19 protein-coding genes and 1 tRNA gene are annotated in these 20,232 nt (G+C 70.5%); 9 read left to right on the forward strand and 11 right to left on the reverse strand.

The features are described from left to right. Positions 1-22: 22 nt before the first annotated feature. On the reverse strand, positions 23-1,780 hold the full coding sequence (locus ACFZBP_RS09145; protein WP_391411290.1) for an SDR family oxidoreductase: 1,758 nt from the start codon (positions 1,778-1,780) through the stop codon (positions 23-25). 8 nt (positions 1,781-1,788) lie between these two features. Next, positions 1,789-2,640, reverse strand: coding sequence for a M24 family metallopeptidase (locus tag ACFZBP_RS09150; RefSeq protein ID WP_391411292.1), 852 nt, complete (start codon positions 2,638-2,640; stop codon positions 1,789-1,791). Positions 2,641-2,918: 278 nt separating this feature from the next. On the opposite strand from ACFZBP_RS09150, the gene ACFZBP_RS09155 reads away from it, so the two are divergent. From ACFZBP_RS09155 to ACFZBP_RS09180, 6 genes are all read left to right on the forward strand, one after another. Then, on the forward strand, positions 2,919-3,908 hold the full coding sequence (locus tag ACFZBP_RS09155; RefSeq protein ID WP_062721122.1) for an ABC transporter ATP-binding protein: 990 nt from the start codon (positions 2,919-2,921) through the stop codon (positions 3,906-3,908). Then, positions 3,898-4,806: an ABC transporter permease gene (locus tag ACFZBP_RS09160; protein WP_383449625.1), complete on the forward strand. Its 909-nt coding sequence runs from the start codon at positions 3,898-3,900 to the stop codon at positions 4,804-4,806. Before ACFZBP_RS09155 ends, ACFZBP_RS09160 begins: the two co-directional genes overlap by 11 nt. After that, a complete protein-coding gene (locus ACFZBP_RS09165; RefSeq protein WP_383449624.1) occupies positions 4,803-5,714 on the forward strand; it encodes an ABC transporter ATP-binding protein in 912 nt (303 codons plus the stop codon). The genes ACFZBP_RS09160 and ACFZBP_RS09165 overlap by 4 nt, the downstream gene beginning before the upstream one ends. A gap of 10 nt (positions 5,715-5,724) precedes the next feature. Then, the gene (locus tag ACFZBP_RS09170) at positions 5,725-6,444 is read left to right on the forward strand and encodes an ABC transporter permease subunit (protein WP_383449623.1); all 720 of its coding nucleotides are present in this window, start codon (positions 5,725-5,727) and stop codon (positions 6,442-6,444) included. An 80-nt stretch (positions 6,445-6,524) separates the two neighbouring features. Beyond that, on the forward strand, positions 6,525-6,767 hold the full coding sequence (locus tag ACFZBP_RS09175) for a hypothetical protein (RefSeq protein ID WP_383449622.1): 243 nt from the start codon (positions 6,525-6,527) through the stop codon (positions 6,765-6,767). A gap of 352 nt (positions 6,768-7,119) precedes the next feature. Continuing rightward, a tRNA-Ser gene (locus ACFZBP_RS09180) sits at positions 7,120-7,206 on the forward strand. Between the two features lie 129 nt (positions 7,207-7,335). Here the strand turns inward: ACFZBP_RS09180 and ACFZBP_RS09185 are convergent. The 9 genes from ACFZBP_RS09185 to ACFZBP_RS09225 form a co-directional block, all read right to left on the reverse strand. Next, a complete protein-coding gene (locus ACFZBP_RS09185; protein WP_383449621.1) occupies positions 7,336-8,157 on the reverse strand; it encodes an HAD family hydrolase in 822 nt (273 codons plus the stop codon). After that, on the reverse strand, positions 8,154-9,431 hold the full coding sequence (serS, locus tag ACFZBP_RS09190; RefSeq protein WP_383449620.1) for a serine--tRNA ligase: 1,278 nt from the start codon (positions 9,429-9,431) through the stop codon (positions 8,154-8,156). The genes ACFZBP_RS09185 and serS overlap by 4 nt, the downstream gene beginning before the upstream one ends. A gap of 599 nt (positions 9,432-10,030) precedes the next feature. Next, entirely contained in the window at positions 10,031-10,963 is a 933-nt protein-coding gene (gene pheA / locus ACFZBP_RS09195) for a prephenate dehydratase (protein WP_383449619.1), read from the reverse strand. A gap of 117 nt (positions 10,964-11,080) precedes the next feature. Continuing rightward, positions 11,081-12,424 carry an iron uptake transporter deferrochelatase/peroxidase subunit gene (gene efeB, locus ACFZBP_RS09200; protein ID WP_391411297.1) on the reverse strand — a complete coding sequence of 448 codons (1,344 nt, stop codon included), beginning with the start codon at positions 12,422-12,424 and terminating at the stop codon, positions 11,081-11,083. Between the two features lie 8 nt (positions 12,425-12,432). Beyond that, entirely contained in the window at positions 12,433-14,511 is a 2,079-nt protein-coding gene (locus ACFZBP_RS09205) for a copper resistance protein CopC (protein WP_391411299.1), read from the reverse strand. 13 nt (positions 14,512-14,524) lie between these two features. Continuing rightward, positions 14,525-14,989 (reverse strand): copper chaperone PCu(A)C, encoded by a 465-nt coding sequence (locus ACFZBP_RS09210; protein WP_391411301.1) that lies wholly within the window; start codon positions 14,987-14,989, stop codon positions 14,525-14,527. Further along, positions 14,986-15,639 carry an SCO family protein gene (locus tag ACFZBP_RS09215; protein ID WP_391411303.1) on the reverse strand — a complete coding sequence of 218 codons (654 nt, stop codon included), beginning with the start codon at positions 15,637-15,639 and terminating at the stop codon, positions 14,986-14,988. The genes ACFZBP_RS09210 and ACFZBP_RS09215 overlap by 4 nt, the downstream gene beginning before the upstream one ends. Before the next feature lie 78 nt (positions 15,640-15,717). After that, positions 15,718-16,455 carry a YcnI family protein gene (locus ACFZBP_RS09220; protein ID WP_383449614.1) on the reverse strand — a complete coding sequence of 246 codons (738 nt, stop codon included), beginning with the start codon at positions 16,453-16,455 and terminating at the stop codon, positions 15,718-15,720. Between the two features lie 232 nt (positions 16,456-16,687). Continuing rightward, positions 16,688-17,575: a hypothetical protein gene (locus ACFZBP_RS09225; protein ID WP_383449613.1), complete on the reverse strand. Its 888-nt coding sequence runs from the start codon at positions 17,573-17,575 to the stop codon at positions 16,688-16,690. Positions 17,576-17,833: 258 nt separating this feature from the next. On the opposite strand from ACFZBP_RS09225, the gene ACFZBP_RS09230 reads away from it, so the two are divergent. From ACFZBP_RS09230 to ACFZBP_RS09240, 3 genes are all read left to right on the forward strand, one after another. Next, complete coding sequence (locus ACFZBP_RS09230) at positions 17,834-18,283, forward strand: ATP-binding protein (RefSeq protein WP_391411306.1); 450 nt, start codon at positions 17,834-17,836, stop codon at positions 18,281-18,283. Between the two features lie 89 nt (positions 18,284-18,372). Next, complete coding sequence (locus ACFZBP_RS09235; RefSeq protein ID WP_391411308.1) at positions 18,373-19,320, forward strand: intradiol ring-cleavage dioxygenase; 948 nt, start codon at positions 18,373-18,375, stop codon at positions 19,318-19,320. 10 nt (positions 19,321-19,330) lie between these two features. Further along, positions 19,331-20,167 (forward strand): triphosphoribosyl-dephospho-CoA synthase, encoded by an 837-nt coding sequence (locus ACFZBP_RS09240; protein ID WP_383449610.1) that lies wholly within the window; start codon positions 19,331-19,333, stop codon positions 20,165-20,167. Positions 20,168-20,232: the final 65 nt, after the last annotated feature.

Raw genomic sequence — 20,232 nt, forward strand, 5'->3', positions numbered from 1 at the left:
TCGGCCGGGCGGCCGCCCTCGCTCACAGGGGCGGCTCCAGCCGTGCGATCCTGCGCAGCGCCCTCGGTGTGAACCGCGACATCAGATACGCGCCCCGCGCCTCCGGCGTCACCGGGACCACGGCATCACCGCGTACGACAGCCCGCAGGATCGCGTCGGCGACCTTCTCCGGCGGGTAGTTGCGCAACCCGTACAGCCGGGCGGACTTCTTCTGGCGCCGCTTCTCCTCCTCGGCGTCGACCCCGGCGAAGTGCGCGGTCGAGGTGATGTTGGTGTTGACCAGGCCCGGGCATATCGCGGTCACGCCGATGCCCTGTCCCGCCAACTCCGCACGCAGGCACTCGCTCAGCATCAACACGGCCGCCTTGGAGGTGCTGTAGGCGGGCAGCGCCTTGGAGGGCTGATACGCCGCCGCCGACGCGATGTTGACGATGTGGCCGCCCTGACCGCGTTCGGCCATCTTCTTGCCGAAGAGCCGGCACCCGTGGATGACGCCCCACAGATTGACGTCGAGGACCTTCTTCCAGTCCTCGGGGGTCGTGTCGAAGAAGGAGCCCGACAGGCCGATCCCTGCGTTGTTCACCAGGACGTCCACCACGCCGTACTCGGTCGCGACCTTCGCGGCGAGCTTCTCCATGGCCTGCTCGTCGGAGACGTCGACGGTCTCCGCCCAGGCCTCGGGCGCGCCGATCAGACGGGACATCTCGGCGGTGCGGATCGCGGCCTCGGCGTCCCGGTCGACGGCCACCACGCGCGCGCCGGCCTCGGCGAACGCGTACGCCGTCGCCCGGCCGATACCGCTGCCCGCGCCCGTGACCAGCACGAGCTGCCCGCCGAAACGGTCTGCGTACTTCCCGGTCGCCGTCACGCTCTCCGGCCGCCCGCCCTCCACGGAGGTCACGAACTCGGTGATCCAGGAGGCCAGTTGATCGGGGCGGGAGCGCGGGATCCAGTGCTTGGCCGGCAGGGTGCGCCGGGTCAACTGCGGAACCCACTGCTCCAGTTCGTCGTAGAGCCGCTCCGAGAGGAAGGCGTCCCCGAGGGGTGTGATGAGCTGCACGGGCGCGTGGGCGTACGCGTCCGGGCGGGGGCGGCGCAGCCGGGCCCGTACGTTGTCCCGGTACAGCCACGCCCCGTGCGCGGCGTCCGTCGGCAGGGACGGGGTCGGGTAGCCGCCGCCGGGGACCTTCTCGACGCGCTCCAGGATGCGTGGCCAGGTCTTGCCGAGGGGGCCGCGCCAGGCCAGCTCGGGCAGTGCGGGCGTGTGCAGCAGGTACACGTACCAGGACTTGGCGCCCTGTCCGAGGAGCTGGCCGACACGGCGCGGGGTGGGCCGTTTGAGGCGGCTGTCGATCCAGTGGCCGAAGTGGTCCAGGGACGGCCCGGACATCGACGTGAAGGACGCGATCCGGCCCTCGGTGCGCTTGACCGTGGCGAACTCCCAACCCTGCACCGAGCCCCAGTCGTGCCCCACCAGATGCACGGGGCGGTCCGGGCTGACGGCGTCGGCGACGGCCAGGAAGTCGTCCGTCAGCTTCTCCAGCGTGAACCCGCCGCGCAGCGGCTTCGGCGCGGTCGACCGGCCATGGCCCCGGACGTCGTACAGCACGACGTGGAAGCGGTCGGCCAGCCGCGGCGCGACCTCGGACCAGACCTCCTTGCTGTCCGGATAGCCGTGCACCAGGACCACCGTCGGCTGCCCGGGATCGCCCAGCTCGGCGACACACAGCTCGACCCCGCCGGTCCGCACCCGGCGCTCACGCGCGCCCTCGAGAGTCACCGGTACCGTCACTTCTCCTCCGCCCAGCGCCGTACGTGCGGCAGATCGTCGTCCAGCCAGAAGGCGCTCTGCTCAGGATCCCTGGAGTCGGTGACGACGAGGATCTCCTCGAACTTCGCGCCCGTCCCCCGGAATCCGAGGTGCGGTTCGACCGCCCACAGGCCCGGCTGCGGCGGGTGGTCGGAGAAGCGGTACGGCGACCACAGCGGGGACCAGCCGTCACGGTGGCCGTGCAGCGCGTCGCTCGCCAGCCCCTTCAGGGACTGGGTGCCGAACCCGAAGACATGCGGTGACCAGCGGCGTTCCTTGACGCGATCGACCTTGTGGGCGATCACGCCGAACGGGTAGGCGCGGTGCCGGTTGGCGTGGCCCTGGCGGACCATGAGCCGGTCGACGTCCTCGTAGATCTCGCGCAGTGGCCGCCGCTCGCGCACCTCGCGCAGGATCAGCTCCCGGTGTGCCTCCAGGTCGGCCATCAGCTTGTCCTGCATGGGGTTGATGCCGAGGGAGCCGGAGTAGCCGATGTCGGCCGTGAAGCCGTCGTAGACCGGGGCCATGTCCAGGATGAACGGCATTCCGGGCTCGAGGCGGCGGTTCGTGGGGAAGAACTGCAGCGGGATCCGGAAGTTCACGAACGCCGTGCGGTCGCCGAACCAGGCGAAGGGCAGATGGAACCAATCGCGTACGCCGCGCTCGCGCAGCCACTCGCGCTGCATCCGCGCCGCCTCGCGCTCGGTGATGCCCGGCTCCAGCCGCGCCGCGACCGCCTCCGCGCACTCGTAGGCCAGCTGCTGGACCCGCCTGAACCCGCCCAGTTCCGCGGAGTCCACGGAGAGTTCGCCTGTCACCGCCGTAGTCATGCCACCGCCCCACCTTGTCCACGCCGACTGCGGTACGTGCTCGTAACTTGACACTGGCGAATGTGACAGTTGTTAGAGACTGCGTCAATAGGGCTGCCGAGGGCTGTGGAAAACTCCGCTGACGGGCCCGCGGAGCACGGGCCGATGTGGAAAGTCAGGGACGCGTTGTTGGACTCAGGGGTGACCCCTAGGGCCCCGTAGTCCTGGAGTCTGACTCCAATACAGCTCTGAGGGGTGACGACCGGCGTGGTGCGCGTCACTACCTTCGAAGCGTGACTGTGATCGCGACCGAAAGCCTGAGCAAGCGGTTCCCCAGGGTGACCGCGCTTGACCGGCTCTCCGTGGACGTCGGGCCCGGTGTGACCGGACTCGTCGGAGCCAATGGAGCCGGCAAGTCCACACTGATCAAGATCCTGCTGGGTCTGTCCCCCGCCACCGAGGGCCGAGCCGAAGTGCTCGGACTCGATGTCGCCACCCACGGCGCCGCCATCCGCGAGCGCGTCGGGTACATGCCGGAGCACGACTGCCTGCCGCCCGACGTCTCGGCCACCGAGTTCGTCGTGCACATGGCGCGCATGTCCGGCCTGCCGCCCACCGCCGCGCGCGAGCGCACCGCCGACACGCTGCGCCACGTCGGTCTGTACGAGGAGCGCTACCGCCCCATCGGCGGCTACTCGACCGGCATGAAACAGCGCGTGAAGCTGGCGCAGGCCCTGGTGCACGACCCGCAGCTGGTGTTCCTGGACGAGCCGACCAACGGCCTCGACCCGGTCGGCCGCGACGAGATGCTCGGCCTGATCCGCCGCATCCACACGGACTTCGGCATCTCGGTCCTGGTCACCTCCCACCTGCTGGGAGAGCTGGAGCGCACCTGCGACCACGTGGTCGTCGTCGACGGCGGAAAGCTGCTGCGCTCCAGCTCCACCACCGACTTCACCCAGACCACGACGACCCTCGCCATCGAGGTCACCGACAGCGACGACCACCCGGACGGCACCCGCGCGGTGCGCGACGCGCTCCACGCGCGCGGGGTGGACGTCCTCGACGGCAGCGGCGGGCTCCCCGGCGCCGGTCACATCCTGCTGCTCACCGCGCAGGGCGACGAGACGTACGACCTGGTGCGCGACGTCGTCGCCGACCTCGGTCTCGGCCTGGTCCGCATGGAACAGCGCCGGCACCACATCTCCGAGGTCTTCACCGACAGCGAGCAGGGCGGCGAGCAGAGCACCGGAGCACAGCGGAAGGAGGCGGTCGGCCATGGCAGTTGAGAACCCCGTAGCCGCACAGCCGGGTGACCAGACCCGCATCCACAACATCGGCTACCGCAGCTACGACGGCCCTCGCCTCGGCCGCTCCTACGCCACGCGGTCCCTCTACTCGCAGTCCCTGCGCGGCGCCTACGGACTCGGCCGGTCGGTGAAGTCCAAGGTGCTGCCGATGCTGCTGTTCGTGGTGATGTGCGTGCCCGCGGCCATCATGGTCGCCGTCGCGGTCGCCACCAAGGCGAACGACCTGCCCCTCGACTACACGCGCTACGCGATCGTCATGCAGGCCGTGATCAGCCTCTACATCGCCTCGCAGGCGCCCCAGTCCGTCTCCCGCGACCTGCGCTTCAAGACCGTACCGCTGTACTTCTCGCGGCCCATCGAGACCGCCGACTACGTCCGCGCGAAGTTCGCGGCGCTGGCCTCGGCGCTGTTCATCCTCACCGCCGCCCCGCTGCTGGTGCTCTACGTCGGCGCGCTGCTGGCCAAGCTCGACTTCGCCGACCAGACCAAGGGATTCGCGCAGGGACTCGTCTCCGTGGCACTGCTCTCGCTGCTCTTCGCCGGCATCGGCCTGGTCATCGCGTCGGTCACCCCGCGCCGCGGCTTCGGCATCGCGGCCGTGATCGCCGTACTGACCATCTCCTACGGTGCCGTGTCCACCCTCCAGGCCATCGCCGAGGTGCAGAACAGCACGGGCGCCATCGCCTGGATCGGCCTCTTCTCGCCGGTCACGCTGATCGACGGCGTGCAGTCCGCGTTCCTGGGAGCCACCTCCGCCTTCCCCGGCGGAGTCGGCCCGACCAACGGGGAAGGCGTGGTCTATGTGCTCCTCACGCTGGGCCTGATCGCCGCCAGCTACGGCCTTCTGATCCGCCGCTACAAGAAGGTGGGACTGTGACCACGCTCCAGATCGACCATGTCTCCCGCTGGTTCGGCAACGTGGTCGCCGTCAACGACATCACCATGACGATCGGCCCCGGCGTCACCGGCCTCCTCGGCCCCAACGGCGCCGGCAAGTCCACCCTCATCAACATGATGGGCGGCTTCCTGGCCCCCTCCACCGGCACGGTCACCCTCGACGGCCAGCAGGTGTGGCGCAACGAGTCCATCTACAAGCACATCGGCATCGTCCCCGAGCGCGAGGCGATGTACGACTTCCTCACCGGACGCGAATTCGTCGTCGCCAACGCCGAGTTGCACGGCCTGGGCGCCAAGGCGGCCCAGAAGGCCCTGGCCACGGTCGAGATGGAGTACGCGCAGGACCGCAAGATCCAGACGTACTCCAAGGGCATGCGCCAGCGCGTGAAGATGGCGAGCGCCCTCGTGCACAACCCCTCACTGCTCCTGCTCGACGAGCCGTTCAACGGCATGGACCCGCGCCAGCGCATGCAGCTCATGGACCTGCTGCGACGGATGGGCGACGAGGGGCGCACGGTGCTGTTCTCCTCCCACATCCTCGAAGAGGTCGAGCAACTGGCCTGGCACATCGAGGTGGTCGTCGCAGGACGGCACGCCGCGAGCGGCGACTTCCGCAAGATCCGTCGGCTGATGACCGACCGCCCGCACCGCTACCTGGTGCGCTCCAGCGACGACCGCACCCTCGCGGCCGCGCTGATCGCCGACCCGTCGACGTCCGGCATCGAGGTCGATCTGGCGGAGGGCGCGCTGCACATCCAGGCCGTCGACTTCGGACGGTTCACCACGCTGCTGCCGAAGGTGGCGCGTGACCACGGCATCCGCCTGCTCACGGTCTCGCCGTCGGACGAGTCCCTCGAGTCCGTCTTCTCGTATCTGGTCGCGGCGTAGGAGGCCGAAGATGTACGACCCCACAGTCGCCCGGCTCACCTATCGAGCCCTGCTCGGCCGCCGCCGGGCCCTCATCCTCGGCGCGTTGCCGCTGCTGCTCATCGGAATCTCCGTCGTCGTGCGCGGCCTTGCCGGGGCCGACGACCAGACCGCGTCCGACCTGCTCGGCGGGCTGGCGCTGGCCACCATGGTGCCGATCATCGGCGTCATCGCCGGCACCGGCGCGATCGGGCCGGAGATCGACGACGGCTCGGTGGTGTACCTGCTGTCCAAGCCGGTGAAGCGGCCGACGATCATCTTCACCAAGTTGATCGTCGCGATTGCCGTGACGATGGTGTTCTCGGCGCTGCCGACCTTCATCGCGGGCTTCATCCTCAACGGCAACGGCCAGCAGATCGCCGTCGCCTACACGGTGGCGGCGCTCGTCGCCTCCATCGCCTACGCCGCGATCTTCCTGCTGCTCGGCACGGTGTCCCGGCACGCGGTGGTCTTCGGCCTCGTCTACGCGCTCGTCTGGGAGGCCCTGTTCGGCTCCCTGGTGTCCGGTGCGCGCACGTTGAGCGTCCAGCAGTGGGCGCTGGCGGTGGCGCAGAAGGTCGCGGGCGGGGACCTGGTGACGTCGGACGTCGGCCTGCCCACGGCGACGGTACTGCTGGCGGTCGTCACGGTCCTCGCGACCTGGTACGCGGGACAGAAGCTGCGGTCGCTGACGCTGGCCGGTGAGGAGTAAGGCCCGCTCTTGACGGGGGCTTCACCTGTGCCCGGGCACACTGGGCACAGGGGAGGCACTGTACGAACTGGAGGACGGCGATGGCAGGCGGCATGGCGCAGCACGAGGATCGCGAACAGTCCGGGGACGACACCTGGAGCGACCTGGTCCTGGACGAGGACTTCATACGCGCGGCCGAGACCGCCGAGCCGTCCGCCCGCGCCCGCATGCTGGCCGCGCGCTGGCGCCGTGCGGAACCCGAGCCCCAGCCGTGGCGCTCCGACGAACCCCCTGCCGGATGGTTCTTCAGCAAGGGGCGCCGACGCAAGTGGCGCCGCCGGTAAGGGGTGTTCGGAGGGGGCGTACGAAGGGGGCATACGTCAGCGACGTATGGAGGGGGCGCCCGAAGGGACGTGTGACGCCTGCCTTTCACCGGCCCCTTAATTCAGTGGCACCCAACACGGCGTACAGGCACAGTGGTTGTGTCCACACCGCCGGACGACGAGTTCGGCGCCACGTTCTGGGAGAGGAGCGCGACGATGTCCATGCACGGCAGTACGTCGAGCTCCCGACAGGGCAGCCGGCGGCGGACTCCGGAGTAATCGCTACCCCTCCGTAGAGTCCGTACCGCACGGGGAGCTGCCCGGGGCGGCCGCTTCGAGCACGCGATGTCGCTCTCGCGTGGGTCGCCCACCCGGAGGATTGGCCGAGTGGTAAGGCACTGGCTTGCTAAGCCAAGGTCGGGTCTGAACGCCCGCGCACGTTCGATTCGTGCATCCTCCGCGAGACGTTGCCACTGGAACTGGGCCGTGGTGCAGGGGTCGGGGTGTGTTGAGCTGGCGCTCGGCGTTGCTGCTGAGAGGTTGGCCGCGCAGCCCGGCGTTTGGGCTTACCGCCCGCGCCCACCCGCGCCTAGCCCTCCAACAACCGCTCCACCACCACCGCGATCCCATCCTCCTCATTGGAGGACGTCACCTCGTCCGACACGGCCTTCAGTTCGGCGTGGGCGTTGGCCATCGCCACGCTGTGGCCTGACCAGGCGAACATCGGGATGTCGTTCGGCATGTCGCCGAAGGCGATCGTGTCGGTGGATTTGAGGCCGAGGCGGCGGGCGGCCAGGGAGAGGCCTGTTGCCTTGGAGAGGCCCAGGGGGAGAAGTTCCACGATGCCCTCGCCGGCCATGGCGACCGTGACGAAGCCGCCCGCGGCCTGGCGGGCGGCCTCGGCCAGTTCGTCGTCCGAGAGCTTCGGGTGCTGTATGTAGATCTTGTTCAGCGGGGCGCTCCAGAGATCGGACGCGTCCGTGAAGGGGATCGACGGGAGGTGGCCCGTCACCGCGTAGCCGGGGCCGACCAGGACGTCGCCGTCCAGGCCGTCGCGGCTCGCCGCCAGGTACAGCGGTCCGACCTCCGCCTCGATCTTGGCGAGGGCCACGCCCGCCAGTTGCCGGTCCAGCGTCACCGACGTCAGCAGGCGATGTTCGCCGGCGTCGTAGACCTGCGCACCCTGGGCGCACACGGCGACCCCCTGGTAGCCGAGGTCGTCGAGGATGTGCCGGGTCCATGGGGCACCGCGGCCCGTGACGACGATGTGCGCCGCACCCGCCTCGGTGGCCGCGGCGAGGGCGTCCCGGGTGCGCCGGGAGACCGACTCGTCGGAGCGCAGGAGCGTTCCGTCGAGGTCGGTCGCGATCAGCTTGTACGGGAACCCGGCGACGGGCGAGGCGGAGCTCACTTGGCGACCGGCTCCAGGACCTCTCGGCCGCCCAGGTACGGGCGCAGCACCTCGGGCACCCGGACGGAGCCGTCGGCCTGCTGGTGGTTCTCCAGGATCGCCACGATCGTGCGCGGTACGGCGCACAGCGTGCCGTTGAGCGTCGCGAGCGGCTGCACCTTCTTGCCGTCGCGCATGCGCACGGACAGGCGGCGCGCCTGGAAGCCGTCGCAGTTGGAGGCCGACGTCAGCTCGCGGTACTTGCCCTGGGTCGGGATCCACGCCTCGCAGTCGTACTTGCGGGAGGCCGACGCGCCCAGGTCGCCCGAGGCCACGTCGATGACCTGGAACGGCAGCTCCAGGCCGGTCAGCCACTGCTTCTCCCACTCCAGGAGCCGCTTGTGCTCGTTCTCCGCGTCCTCGGGCGCGACGTAGGAGAACATCTCGACCTTGTCGAACTGGTGCACGCGGAAGATGCCGCGGGTGTCCTTGCCGTAGGTGCCGGCCTCGCGGCGGAAGCACGGCGAGAAGCCCGCGTAGCGCAGCGGCAGCTTGTCGGCGTCGACGATCTCGTCCATGTGGTACGCGGCGAGCGGGACCTCGGAGGTGCCGACCAGGTAGTAGTCGTCCTTCTCCAGGTGGTAGACGTTCTCCGCGGCCTGGCCGAGGAAGCCGGTGCCCTCCATGGCGCGCGGGCGGACCAGAGCGGGGGTGAGCATCGGCGTGAAGCCGGCCTCGGTGGCCTGGGCGATCGCCGCGTTGACCAGCGCCAGTTCCAGCAGGGCGCCGACGCCGGTCAGGTAGTAGAAGCGCGAGCCGGACACCTTGGCGCCGCGCTCGACGTCGATGGCGCCCAGCGCCTCGCCGAGCTCCAGGTGGTCCTTGGGCTCGAAGCCCTCGGCGCCGAAGTCGCGGATGGTGCCGTGCGTCTCCAGGACGACGAAGTCCTCCTCGCCGCCGACCGGGACGTCGGGGTGGACGAGGTTGCCGAGCTGCAGCGCGAGGCGCTTGGTCTCCTCGTCGGCGTCGTTCTGCGCGGCCTCGGCCGCCTTGACGTCGGCCTTGAGCTGCTCCGCCTTCTGCAGGAGCTCCGCGCGCTCCTCCGGGGAGGCCTTGGGGATGAGCTTGCCGAGTGACTTCTGCTCGGAACGCAACTCGTCGAAGCGGACGCCGGACGACCTGCGCCGCTCGTCGGCAGACAGGAGGGAGTCGACGAGCGCGACGTCCTCTCCACGGGCGCGCTGCGAGGCGCGCACTCGGTCGGGGTCCTCACGAAGCAGGCGAAGGTCAATCACGCGCTCAAGGCTACCGGGGCAGGGTGACAGCCATCGACTCACTATTCCGGGCCGCGGCTTAGATGGCTTACGTTCCGTCGTGGGGGAATTGCCGATCGTGTCAATAAAAGGCGTCTCACTCCCTGGAACGGGGCAGGCGCGAGGCGGCCGGTTGACTCGATTCCCTTGTGGGGAACGGGACTTGGGCTTCGGTTGTCCACAGGGATCCCCAGCCTTGCAAGAGTTATCCACAGGGTGTGTGGATGGACTGTGGACTTCGGAATTGATCACTCCGTAACGTGCCGAGCGAGTCGAGGATTCCCAGGACAAACCCTCCCCATCCCCACGTTCGAGTGGAAAGCGGTCGCCCCAAAGGATTGCTCAAAGGAAAAGAGTGGACGAAGGGTGACTTGCGTGGCGGTGGCCGCGGAGGGGCTCCAGGGACCGATTTGTCGACAGACCCACCCTTGCTTGTCGACTTGTCCCCAGGTCGAGATGAGTACCTGTGGATAACTTCTGTGGATAACGACAATCAGCTGGTAGTACCGGCCGCAACGACATGCCGGACCCCGATCCCGGACGCTCGTCGGAGCCGCCCCGAACCGCCGGTCACGGCCCGCTCAGAACCGGCCGTCCTGGCACCGGGCCACCCAGTCCGCCGCCGACACGAACTCCTCGTCCGACGTCCCGAGGCGCGGCCGCTCCGCGTCCCCCGGCTTGATGTCCGCACGCGGGTACGAGCCCAGGAAGCGGACCTCCAGGCAGATCCGCTTGAGCCCCATCAGCGCCTCGGCGACCCGGCGGTCGGAGATGTGCCCCTCGGCGTCGATGCAGAAGCAGTAGTTGCCGATGCCCGCGCCGGTCGGCCGGGACTGGAGCAGCATCAGGTTGATGCCACGCGTGGCGAACTCGCCCAGCAGGTCGCGCAGCCCACCGGGATGGTCGTCGCGCTGCCACAGCACGACCGACGTCTTGTCCGCGCCGGTCGGCGCCGCGGGCCGGGCCGGCCTGCCCACCAGCACGAACCGCGTCTGGGCGTTCTCCGCGTCGTGGATTCCCGTCTCCAGGGCCTCCAGGCCGTACAGCGCGGCGGCGAACTCGCCCGCGAAAGCGGCGTCGTACTGGCCCTCCTGGACCAGACGGGCGGCGTCCGCGTTCGAGGCGGCCGACTCCCAGTGGGCGTCGGGCAGGTTGTTCCTGAGCCAGTTGCGCACCTGCGGCTGGGCGGCCGGGTGCGCGGAGACCGTCTTGATGTCCGACAGTTTCGTGCCCGGCCGGACCAGCAGGGCGAAGGTGATCGACAGCAGCACCTCGCGGTAGATCATCAACGGCGCGCCCGCGACCAGTTCGTCGAGCGTGGTCGTGATGCCGCCCTCGACGGAGTTCTCGATCGGCACGAACGCGGCCTCGGCCTCGCCGACGCGCACCGCGTCCAGCGCGGACTGCACGGACACGTAGGGGATCAGTTCCCGGGTCGCGGCCTCGGGGAGGGTGCGCAGGGCGGCCTCGGTGAAGGTGCCTTCGGGGCCGAGATAGGCATAGCTCGCTGGCATGACCTCACCCTAATGGGCCATGCGCGGGGCGGCGTACGACTCCCGACCCAGGGCCACTCCTGAGGGCGACCTCACCGTCGTACGCCTGTGCACCGCCGTACGACCCTCCCGTCACCGTCACCCCTCCAGCAACGCCTGCCCCACGTACTCCCCCTTCGCCGCCCCGCCCGGCACCGCGAACAGCCCGCTCGCCTCGTGGCGGATGTACTTCGAGAGCGCGTCGCCCCGGTCGAGCTTGCGCTGGACGGTGACGAAGCCGCGCAGCGGGTCGGCCTGCCAGCAGATGAAGAGGAGCCCGGCGTCCGGGACGCCGTCGGCGTCGATGCCGTCGTGGTACGAGAACGGGCGCCGCAGCATCGCCGCGCCGCCGTTCTGGTCGGGCCGGGTGATGCGCGCGTGGGCGTTGATGGGGACGACCAGGTTCCCGGCCCTGTCCGTCTTCTCCAGGTCCATCTCGGTGGTCTCGGTGCCCCCGGACAGCGGCGCCCCGTCGGACTTGCGGCGGCCGATGACGCCCTCCTGCTCCTTGACCGAGAGCCCTTCCCAGTCGTCGAGGAGCATGCGGATGCGGCGTACGACGGCGTAGGAGCCGCCCGCCATCCACGCGGGGTCCTTGGCGCCGGAATCCGGCACGAAGATCCGCTCGTCGAAGTCGGACTCCGTCGGCTTCGGATTGCGGGTGCCGTCCATCTGGCCCATCAGGTTGCGCGCCGTCATCGGGTGCGCGGTGGCGCCCGGCGACCGGTTGAAGCCGTTCATCTGCCACCGCACCCGGGCGGCGTTGCCCGCGTCCTTCTGGATCGCGCGCAGGGCGTGGAAGGCGACCAGGGCGTCGTTCGCACCGATCTGCACCCACAGGTCGCCGTTGCTGCGTGCCTTGTCGAGCTGGTCGGAGGAGAAGTCGGGCAGCGGGTCCAGGGCGACCGGACGCTGCTTCTCCAGGCCCGTCCGTGCGAAGAAGCTGTGCCCGAAGCCGAAGGTGATCGTCAGCGCCGACGGCCCGGCGTCCCGTGCGACATCCGTGTCGTCCTGCTGGGCCGGCTCGCCCGCCATCAGCCGCCGAGCCGTCTCCGACCAGCGGCGCAGCAACGCGGCCGCCTCCTTGCGGCCCGCGCCCGCCGCCAGGTCGAAGGCGAGGACGTGGCCGCGTGCCTGGAGGCCCTGGAGGATGCCGGGCTGATGTTTCCCGTGAAACATCACCTGATCGGCGCCCAGCGAGGTGAGCGGTGTCGCCTCGGCCGGCCGGGCGGCGTATCCCACGGCAGCTCCTGCCGCACCGAGCACCAACCCGGTCGCCCCGGCGGTCCCGAGCAGCCGCCGACGCGACAGGCCCTCTCTGCGCGACAGGCCCTCTGCGCGCGAAAGCTCCTCCTCGGCGGAGGCGCCTTCGGAAACGCCGCCATTAAGTGCCGTTTCGGCGGTGGCGGGAGTACGGGCCTCCGGAATGGACTGGTCAGCCATGGTGTGGTTCAGCCGATCTGCGCGTTCTTGGAGACGGTGGTCTGGTCGATGTCGGAGGTCCGCACGGTCACGGCGATCTTCCACTCGCCCGCCATGGGGATCTGCACGCCGCTCGCCGACCAGTGTCCGGTGGAGATGTGGTCGGGGACGACGGGCAGCGGCCCGATGTCCTGGGACTCCAGGGTGAAGGCCACCTTCACCTCGGGGATGTCGAAGGCACGGCCGTTGGGCCGCTGTACGTAGACGTGCATCTCGTTGCCGCCCACGCGCGCGGGATCGAGGTCGATCCGTACGACGCCCTTGCCGTCCTGGCCGCCGGTGTCGAAGGACATGTCCAGGGTCAGTGCCCCGGTCGAGGACGCCTCGGCGGACGAGGCGGCGGTGGCGGCCTTGGCCTCCTCCTCCGTACGCCCCGGTTCGGTCGACGTCAGCATCGTGGTGACGGCGAGCAGGACGACGGCGACGCCCGCCTCGGCGAGCACGGAGCGGCGTAGGCCGAAGCGGTTCGGGTCGGCGTCCCGCTGCTGCTTCTGTCGTGCCGTGTCGATCGCGGCCTGCTGCCGGGCGAGCTGGGCGGCGCGCTGCGAGCCAACGCCCTTGGACACGCCGCCCTTCTTGCCGCCGGCGGAGGCGGAAGCGGCCGTGGAGGCGGCGGAGGCCGAGGTACCGCCCCGGGCAGCAGCCGCGTGCTCCTTGGCACCCGCGGCCGCCCTGCCCTCGACCGCCGTGCCGTTGGCCGCCCTGCCCTTCACGGCCTCGCCATCGACCATCCCGTCCTCGTTCCCGGCCAGCCGTCCCGTCCAGCGCCGGGAGATCCACGCGATCCCCACCAGCAGCACCACGAGCCCGATCTTGACCAGCAGCAACTGTCCGTACCGCGTGCCGGTGAACGCCGACCACGAGCCGAGCTGGCGCCAGGACTGGTAGACGCCGGTGGCGATCAGCGCGAGCACACTGCCGAAGGCGAGGCGCGAGAACCGTCCTACGGCGGCCCCGTCGACCGGCGTGTCCGCGGGTGCCCAGTAGAGGGCGACAAGGAGGGCGGCGAGCCCGCCGAGCCAGCCGGCGACGGCCAGCAGGTGGACGACGTCGACCGGCATCGCGATCCCGGCCTGTAGCCCGGTCGAGGCGTGCTCGGACATCGCCCAGCTCGCCGCGAGCCCGGCCGCCACCACGGTCCCGCCGATGGCGAGCCCGAAGGTGAGGTCCCGCTTCTCGTCGTCCTCGCTTGAATCAGGCAGTCGGCGCGTAGCGCCGTCGTTCAGGGTGGTGGTGGGAGACGGGCGGGCGTACGCCCCGAAGAGCACGGCGATGAAGAGGGCCGCCGCGGCGAGCAGCAGCAGCCGGGACACCAGCGCGGCGCCCGTCTTGGTCTGCAGGACCTGCCCGAGCAGCTCGAGGTCGAAGACGTCCCCGACCTTCCCGGTGCCGGTGTACGAGCCGCGCAGGAGCAGCAGTCCGAGCGTGGCGGCGGTCAGCGCCAGCCAGCCGGAGACGACGAGTCGCTGCAGGACCCGTACCCCCGACCCGCGCTGCCAGCAGGCGAGCACGAAGGCGGCGCCGCCGACCATGACGATGAAGCCGGCGTACGACACATAGCGGCCGAAGCCGTAGAGCACGCCGACGATCCCGCCGCCCGCGGTCTGGTCGGAGACGGAGACGGTGGTCTGGGAGGGCGCGCCGATGGAGAAGGTGTAGGCGCCGGCGACGGGATGGCTGTCCTCGGACACCACCTGGTAGGTGACGGTGTACGTGCCGTCGGGCAGGCCGCTGTGGAGCTTCACGGCGTACGTCGTGCCGGTGAGGTTGGCCGGGTCGCCGCGGTCGATGCGCTTGCCCTTGGGGTCGAGCACGCGCAGGGAGTCGTCGGACAGGGCGACCTTCTCGGAGAAGGTCAGCGAGACCTGTGTGGGCGCCTTGTCGACCACCGCCCCCTGCTGGGGGTCGCTGCCGGTCAGCGCGGCGTGCGCGGAGACCGGCCCGGCACCGGCGAGAAGCAGGCCGGTGGCGGCCAGGAGCAGCAGCACCAGGGTCCGGAAGCTCGGCAGCACCCGGGGCCGGACACGGAGGGCGATGGTCTGGGTCAAGGCGATCTCTCCCTCAGTGTCCGGTCTTCGGGTTGTACGTCGCGGGCTTCACCGGCATCTCGACCGTGACCGTGCCGGACTCGGCGAAGTGGAGCTTCACGGTCACCTTCTCGCCCTGCTTCGGCTTGCGCTTCAGCTTCTCGAACATCAGATGGCTGCCGCCGCTCTTGAGGACGAGCTGACCGTGGGCCGGGATGGCGAGGTCCGTGGCCTCCTGCATCGACGAACCGACGGTCTCGTGGGCGGTGACCTCGCCGACGTCACTGGTGACGGAGGTCAACTCGTCCTTCGTACCGCCCTTGTTGGTGACCGTCAGGAAGCCGGCCGCCATGGAGTCGGAGACGGGCTGCGGCATGTAGGCGCCGCTGACGGACAGTTCCGCCTTGGAGTCGGCCGGGGAGTCCTCGGAGCCGCAGCCTGCCAGGACGAGCGCTCCGGCCAGCGTCGCGGTCGCGGTCACCAGGGGGAACCGCCTCACGGCTTCGCCCCCTCGATGAGCTTGGGGAGATCCTTGGTGTAGTCGTCGACGGTCGCGTCCTGGGTGTACAGGACGTACCCGGCGTCGGTCTTCGGCGAGAACGCGACGACCTGGGTGCCGTGGGTGGAGACCATCTTGCCGTTCTTGTCCTTGTGCGGCGGCTCGATGGAGATGCCGAGGGTGCGGGCGCCGGCCTGGATGGTGTCGAAGTCGCCGGTCAGGCCGACGACCTGCGGGTCGATGCCCTTGAGCCACTTGCCGAGCGCGGCCGCGGTGTCGCGCTCCGGGTCGGTGGTGACGAACACCACGCTCAGCTTTTCCTGTTCGGCCTTGGGCAGCTGCTTCTTGGCGACGGCGATGTTGTTCATCGTCAGCGGGCAGACGTCGGGGCAGTTGGTGTAGCCGAAGTAGATCAGCGTCGGCCTGCCCTCGGTCTCCTTGCGGAGGTCGTACTTCTTGCCGTTCGTGTCGGTGAGGACCAGGTCCGGCTTCTCGAACGGCTTGTCGAGGACGATGGCGGCCTTGTCCGACCCGGCCTCCTCGGAGACTACGGTGACCGGCTGGGCGCTGTCGTCACCATTGCCGCAGGCGGAGAGGGTCAGGGTGGCGGCGGCGAGCAGGGCGGCCGCGGCGAAGGTCTTCTTGCGCATAGAAAAATGTCCCAGTTGTGAGAGCTCCGGCGCGCACCGGGGGCGTGCCCCGGCGCGCGCCGTGAACCGAAGGGGTCGTCAGGCGTCGGTGCGCCGACGGCCGGCGATCACGCCGTACGCCACGCCCAGCGCGCCGACGACGATGCCGACCACGCCCAGCACGCGGGCGGTGGTGTCGCTGGTGTCGGCGGGCTCGGCGGCGGTCTTCGCGGAGGCGGCCTCGGCGTCGTCGGAGTCGGCGGCCTTGTCGGAGGAGGACGACGAGCCGTGGTGGTCGTCCTGGGCGGCGGACAGCGTGAGGACCGGCGCCGGGTTCTCGGGCTCCTCCTTGCCCTCCTGCGGCACCTCGATCCAGCGGACGACCTCCTTGTTGGAGTACGTCTGGATGGCCTTGAAGACCAGTTCGTCGGCGTCCTCCGGGAGCTGGCCGATGGAGACCGGGAACTTCTCGAAGTAGCCGGGCTCGACGCCCTTGCCGTCGGCGGTCCAGGTGATCTTGGAGACCGCCTCGGAGATCTTCTCGCCGTGCATCTCGATCGGCTTGTCGAGCTTGGACTTGGTGACCTCGATCTTCCAGCCGGCCATGGGCTCAGGCATCGCCGAGGCCAGCGGGTGGTCGGTCGGGAAGCTGACCTCGAGCTTGGTGGTCGACGCGTTGTCGCGCTCGTTCGGCACCTTGAAGTCGACGACCGCGTAACCACCCTTGGCGGCGGTGCCCTCCGGCTGCACGCTGACGTGGGCGAAGGCGGGGGCGGAGAGGGCGAGCACGGCGGTGCCGGCGGCGGCGCCGGCGGCGGCGAGGCGAGAGGCCTTCATTCGGAGCACTCCACTGTGAGTGAGATTCGGATTCCGGTGGTGAAGAGGAGTACGCGTGCGTGCGGGTGCCCGATCAGGCGGGGACGACGGAAGAGTCGGCAAGGAGCCGTCCTCGGTCGAGACACCCGTCCCTCGGTCGGGACATCCCGTCCCTCGGTCGAGACACCGGTACGCGCGCGTGCCGCACGACGGCGGCCTCAACCCACGTCAGTGGAGTGGCGGTCGCGTCGTGTCAGGCGGCGAGGGCGAGCGCGGTCGCCGGAGGGCCGCGCCGGATCACCGTGTGCTGGAGGGCGACGGTGCGGGGCGCGGGGCGCGCGAGTGACTCGGTGCGCAGGAAGCGCGGGCCCGCCTCGGGCGCGCCCGGCAGCCCGGCACGCAGGGCGCGCACCAGCGCGAGCGCCCCGCGCAGGGATCGTACGAACGCCCCCTCGGCGACCGAATGCGCCGACAGCGTGGACATCTCGGCGATCCGCAGCAGGGCCAGATCCCCACGGCGCAGCAGCCACCCCGCGACAACCGCCGCGAGCAGGTGGGCGAGCAGCATCGGCAGGGACGGCAGCAGTGAGACGGAGGAGGCGGAGGAGTCGGCGGCGACGGACATGGCGTCCGCCGACCGGTGCGCGACATGCGCCCCCGCTCCCGCACCCGTACCTGTCCCCGTGCCGAGCCGCGCCTCGGTGAGGATCCGCTGGGCCTGGGCCGGGCTGATCGCCGCCGCTGCGGTCCCGCACAGCAGGCGCGCGGCCTGCTCGACCAGGGCGGCATCGGAGGCGGGCACGGACACGGACGCGGAGGAGACGGTGGACGCGGCGGACACGGACGAGGCACCGGCGATCGCCCCGTGCTGCCCCAGCCCGAACAGCGTGTGCAGGACGGTCTGGCCGACCGCGAGCAGCCCGGCTATCCCGGCCAACGAGCGTTCACGCCCCGTGAACGGCACCGTGACCAGCAGGACCCCCAGGAACCCCGCGCCCAGCGTCCACAGCGGGATCGCGGCGCAGGAGCCCAGCACATGCCCGACCCCGGCCAGCACGACGCAGACCGCGGCGAACACCGCGGCCCGCAGTATCCGGAGATCACGTCCGGAGCGCGTCGTGCGCGGGTGGGGGGCACTCATGGCGGGCTCATCATCGCACTGGCCCTGGGGCCGCCATACGGCAGGTCCGCAAGATGACGAACGAGTGCTTGGGGACGTACGGGGCATAGGGGTTGTACGACCGGAAGATCACCTTCTGGTGTGGCCCGACCCCACATACACCGATTCCCTCGTAGGCGCATCGACCATATGGGCGGCATCACGTCAATGATGTGCTTACAGCCGGGCACTCGCGGCAATACGTAACGGTATGTCGAGCCGCGGCCGGGAGGCTGGAGCATGAGCATCTGGTGGTCACTCCATCTGCGGCGGGAAGCCGCGAGCGTGCCGCTCGCCCGGCGCTTGCTGATCGGCACCATGGAGACCGCGGGCGTCGACCCCGACGTGTCCTACGACCTCTCCGTCGCCCTCAGCGAGGCCTGCGCCAACGCCGTCGAGCACGGCGGCGACACCACACCCGACGGCTCCCCACCGGCGTACCGCGTCACGGCGTACCTCGACGGCGAGAAGTGCCACATCGAGGTCACCGACTCGGGCCCCGGCTTCACCGCACCCCACCGCCCGCCCCGCCCGGCGAACTCCGACGCCGAGCACGGCCGGGGGCTCTGTCTCATCCAGGAACTCGCCGACCACGTCTCGATCGGCAACAATCCGGGCCGGAGCGGGGCCGTGGTGAGCTTCGACAAGATCCTCAAGTGGAAGAAGGACCCGTCGCTGATGGCGGTGTAGCGCCGACGGCTTCAGCCTTCTCAGGACTCACAGTCCCCGCACAGCGCCACCTCATGGTCCTGACGGCCGGCGTTCCTAATTTCCTGGCCATGACGGGAAACCACAGGGACAAGTCGATCACCCGGCGCCGCGCCATCGCGGTGACCGGTGGCACGGTCGTGGCGGGTGGGCTCGCCGTCGCGGGCTACCAGGCGGCCTTCGCCGACACCGGCACGACCACGACCGACACGGCGGCGACCGCCACCACGACGGCCTCGGAGAGCACCGGTTGCATGACGCTGATGTCCAGCGTCACCGAGGGCCCGTACTACCTCGACGGCGCCCTGGTGCGGAAGGACATCACCGAGGGGAAGAGCGGCGTCCCGCTGACGCTGCGCCTCACCGTCGTCGACGCCACCGACGGCTGCACCCCGGTCAAGGGTGCCGCGGTCGAGATCTGGCACTGCGACGCCTGGGGCTACTACTCCGGCTACACCACGGCCAACCCCGGCGGCTCCGCGCCCGCCGAGAGCGAGGACGGCTCCACGGCGAACGACAACACCTATCTGCGCGGCTACCAGCTCGCCAACGCCAACGGGGTCGTCAAGTTCGAGACGGTCTTCCCGGGCTGGTACACGCCGCGCACCTGCCACATCCACCTCAAGGTGCACACGGGCGGCCAGAAGGAGGACGGCACCTACGAGGGCGGCAAGGTCAACTACACCGGCCAGCTGTTCTTCGCCGACGACATCGCCGAGGAGATCTTCACGCTGGAGCCCTACTCGAAGCACTCCGGCAGCTACACCACCCTCGACAACGACATGGTCTACGACGGCGGCGGCGCCTCCAGCGGCCTGCTCACCCTGAAGGCGGTCAAGAAGGCCGACCCGTCCAGGGGTTACAAGGGCTTCCTCACGGTCGCCATCGACCCCGACGCCGAGAACACGGGCGCGGGCAGCGGAGGCGGTGGCGGCGAGGGTGGCACCCCGCCGAGCGGCGCCCCGACGGGCACCCCGCCCAGCGACGCCCCGTCGGCCTCGGCTTCGGCCTCCTCGTAGGGATACGGCCATGAGCAGCCGCGAGGACGAGGCGCTCGCGCAGGCCGCCGTGACCGCGCTCACCGGGCAACTGGCCCTGGCTCCCAAACCGGGCCTGCCCGACCCGCGCGACCTCGGCGCCCGCGTCAGCCGCCGGGACCACCGGATGCTGCGCTGGTCGGCCAAGGCGCTCGCGCCCGGCCTCGCGGCGATGGCCGCCGCCGCCCGCCGCACGGGCGAGCCGACGCCCGGGCTCCGCGCGGAGCTGGGCGCGATCGGCAGGTGCACCGAACACTCGGTGCGGCTCGCGGGCGGCGGCCACCGGGGCGCACTGTGGTCGCTGGGCCTGCTGGTCGCCGCGGCCGCGCTCGACCCCCGGGCGGGCACGCGGGACGTCACGGCGACCGCCAAGCGCATCGCCGCCCACACCGACAAGCGCGCCCCGCGCAGGCCCTCCCGGGGCTCCTCGGTGTCCGCGAAGTACGGCGCCGCCGGGGCACGCGGTGAGGCACGGGCCGGATTCCCCCACGTACGCCGTGCGTTGGCCACCCTCACCACAGCCCGCGCGTCCGGCGCCACCGAGGAACAGGCCCGCCTGGACGCCCTGCTCACCGTGATGTCCACCCTCCAGGACACCGAACTCCTCTACACGGCGGGCCCCATCGGGCTGCGCCATGTCCAGGCCGGCGCCCGGGGCGTGATGGAGGCGGGTGGCACGGCGACAGAGACAGGCGCGGCGGCCTTGGCATCACTCGACACCGACCTGCACACACGCGCGTGGAGCCCGAGAGGCAGCGCAGGCCTACTGGCGGGAGCCCTGTTCCTGGACTCCCTGGATTCAACAGCGCCGGCGACTGCACCCGCCTGAGGGGCGCGGGGAACTGCGCGATCAACCCCCACGACCCGCAGCCCGCAACGATGGCCGGACACCCC

It is taken from the genome of Streptomyces sp. NPDC008086, assembly GCF_042957325.1.
GTDB lineage: Bacteria > Actinomycetota > Actinomycetes > Streptomycetales > Streptomycetaceae > Streptomyces.